This is a genomic window from Pseudomonas sp. HY13-MNA-CIBAN-0226 (assembly GCF_040310305.1).
GTDB lineage: Bacteria > Pseudomonadota > Gammaproteobacteria > Pseudomonadales > Pseudomonadaceae > Aquipseudomonas > Aquipseudomonas gregormendelii.
Map to the genome: position 1 here is coordinate 1 of NZ_JBEOPS010000045.1, position 2,514 is coordinate 2,514.

Below are 2,514 nucleotides of genomic sequence, written 5' to 3' on the forward strand. Positions count from 1 at the left end.
GCGGGCAGGCTCGACACCTTGCCCTTCACTACAGCGCCGAGCATGTGGAAGCCGTCAGTGCCGATTGTTTGACCTACCAGGGTCGCCATGCGGTTGTCAGTGTCTTCGTATCGGCCAGTCTTGCGGATGGACGGCAAAACCTCGTCACACACCCACGCCTCGAAGCGCTCAGCTTCCTCTTTGCGGCTCTTAATGATCAGGCGGTAGAGGTTGCCCTCCGCGATGAACGTCAGGGCCTGCTTGCCACCGCGAGTAAGGGTGTCTCTAACAGATACACCCTCTGGGCGGCAGTTCTTCTGGATGGCCTGGCGGCTGTTCGCATAACCGAGCACTTCGCAGACATCAGTCGCGCAGAACCATGGCTGATCATCAATCACGATGGTGCGAACTTCGCGGGCTTCAAAGCGGAACGGAATGACTTGGGCTGATTGCATGGCGGTGATCCTCTTAAGTCTTGCTGACCGCTTTCCAACGCCAATTGGGTGAGCGGAACCGTGCGGGTTGGCGTACCGGTAAGAGGGCCGGCGAGCCCGAAGGCTCCCACACACGGCCCGCCCATAAAGGGTGCAGCCATGCTCCGGGCACAAAAAAACCGCTCATAGCGGCGGTTGTGTGTCCGCCCCTTAAACCGGGACGCCAATCCCGTGTCGCAGGATTTACTGCGACGAGGGAAAGGTATCCCGCAAAAGGCGGCATGTCAACAATGTTTTCCGTTGAAGAAATTGGAATGTAGAACCCTATGGAAAGGGCCTAATCAACAACCTTTTCCGAATACCCATATTTTCTCGGGTGGAGTACAGATGTACTCCTTTCAGGGTTAGACGCCCGGGCGGCCTTTGAAGGCCAGCCAGATGTAGTGGCGGCCCTTGGCGGTAACCTTGATCTTGCCAACCTGCCGATTCCAACTAATCAGCCGCAGCTCCTCGAGGATGGTCGTCAGCGTGTGTCCTTGGTGCCATCCAGCCAGCGCCTTGATGCACCCTTGGGCCAGTAGCCCGCGGAAGTCATCGTGACCGAAATTGGTGCCCTGGAATGAGCTCTGCACCTGCTCATCGGTCACCAGATCGGTGATGGTTCTCACGTTCGGGTCGAGCCTGTAGCTTTTGTGGGTCATGGCAGTTCGTCCCCGACGATCATCTTGCAGGGGCCGCTCCGCACTTTCGCGAGTTCTGCCACCAGCTCATCAATCCGCTGATCCGCTGCGTTCAGGCGCAGCTGCAGGGCGTCACGCTCGGCGGTGACCCGGTCGAACTCGGCAGTGCCGGCACTTGCCTCGATCATCGGCAGCCATCCGCCAGGTGTGCCGACACCTTGCGTGAAGTGGTCGTGAGTCCAGCACCATCCGGAGAACCGCCAAACGTCCTCGCCGTCGTTGTCGAAGTTGTTCGCGCCGATCGTCGGAGCTTCATCAGCATCCTCAGTCGAATGTTCGTCGAAGCTGACCAATAGGCGGAGCAGTGTTCCATCCCTTGGAGCGCTTTCCATATCGCGCCATTTCGGATCGTGGTCTTCTTGTGCTCCGCATTTCGTGCATACCAACAAGAACTCGCCGTCGTCAGTCCATTCGTGATCGCACACCGGCTGCGCATCGACTTCTGGAGCAGCAGGCGCCGCGCTGAGCATGGCCGCCCAACACAATTTGGCGCGGAATGCCGCTTGCTGGCAGCCGCTCATCTCTTGGTACTGTTCCCAGACCTCCTCATCGGAAAAGCACTCATCTGGCTCCGATTCAAAACCGTTTATCACCATGGTTTCGGTCGGCTCGACCGGCACCAGTTTCCATTGAATGTTCATCCTGCAACCTCCATCGATACCAGATCATGGGCATTCGCAACCGTCATGCCGAGCTCGCGGGCAATGTGCACTTCGAGCCTGGCGCCTTTCGAGTTCTCCCAACCGGGTAGCACCGCGACCTGGCCGCACAGGCCCAGGCGGGTCAGGTCATACGCCATGTAGTCGGCCCAGTCTGCATCCTCGACGACACCGTGCTCGGCTGGGTTCTCGACGACGTAGCCGCGGGCGCGGAGGTCGGCGGCCATCTTGTTGAAGGCGGGGAAGTTGAAGTCTTCGAAACCGGTCATGGGCCCGGCCAGGTACAAGCGATTGATGCGGGAGGGCGCAAGCGTCACGCCAGGCGCAACTACTGCCGTGATTCGTTCCACTGCCCGGTCAATCGGGCCTTGAATGAATGGCGGCATCGGCTCGTTCGCCGGAGGGGTCATTGAGGTTGCGGCGGCGATCATCCCAATCAGTGACTCGGTGACTACCGTGCGGATGTTTTCTGGGGGCATGGGCCCTCCTATGCCGGGGCATGCCCGGGAGGTGTAGTGGCAATTTAAGGATGGTTTGTGGTTTATTGCTGCAACTTTTTAGTTAGACGAGGCAGCTAGTGAGCATAGAAAATCTGATGATGACAATTCACAGAGTTCCTAAAATTGGGTATTCGGAAAATCCTGTTGATACAGGACTTCCCAAACCCCAAATCTCAAACTGATGGGTGTGTTGATGGGGCGT

At 58.2% G+C, this 2,514-nt stretch carries 4 protein-coding genes; all 4 read right to left on the bottom strand.

Annotated features, from left to right (window positions below; genetic code table 11):
- The coding region (locus tag AAEZ05_RS27585) for a BRO-N domain-containing protein (protein ID WP_350649695.1) at positions 1-434 on the bottom strand (434 nt) is incomplete at its 3' end.
- Positions 435-817: 383 nt separating this feature from the next.
- On the bottom strand, positions 818-1,114 hold the full coding sequence (locus AAEZ05_RS27590; protein WP_102618009.1) for a hypothetical protein: 297 nt from the start codon (positions 1,112-1,114) through the stop codon (positions 818-820).
- Positions 1,111-1,794 (bottom strand): hypothetical protein, encoded by a 684-nt coding sequence (locus tag AAEZ05_RS27595; protein WP_350649698.1) that lies wholly within the window; start codon positions 1,792-1,794, stop codon positions 1,111-1,113. Before AAEZ05_RS27595 ends, AAEZ05_RS27590 begins: the two co-directional genes overlap by 4 nt.
- A complete protein-coding gene (locus AAEZ05_RS27600; protein ID WP_350649700.1) occupies positions 1,791-2,291 on the bottom strand; it encodes a DUF4406 domain-containing protein in 501 nt (166 codons plus the stop codon). Before AAEZ05_RS27600 ends, AAEZ05_RS27595 begins: the two co-directional genes overlap by 4 nt.
- Between the last annotated feature and the right edge of the window lie 223 nt (positions 2,292-2,514).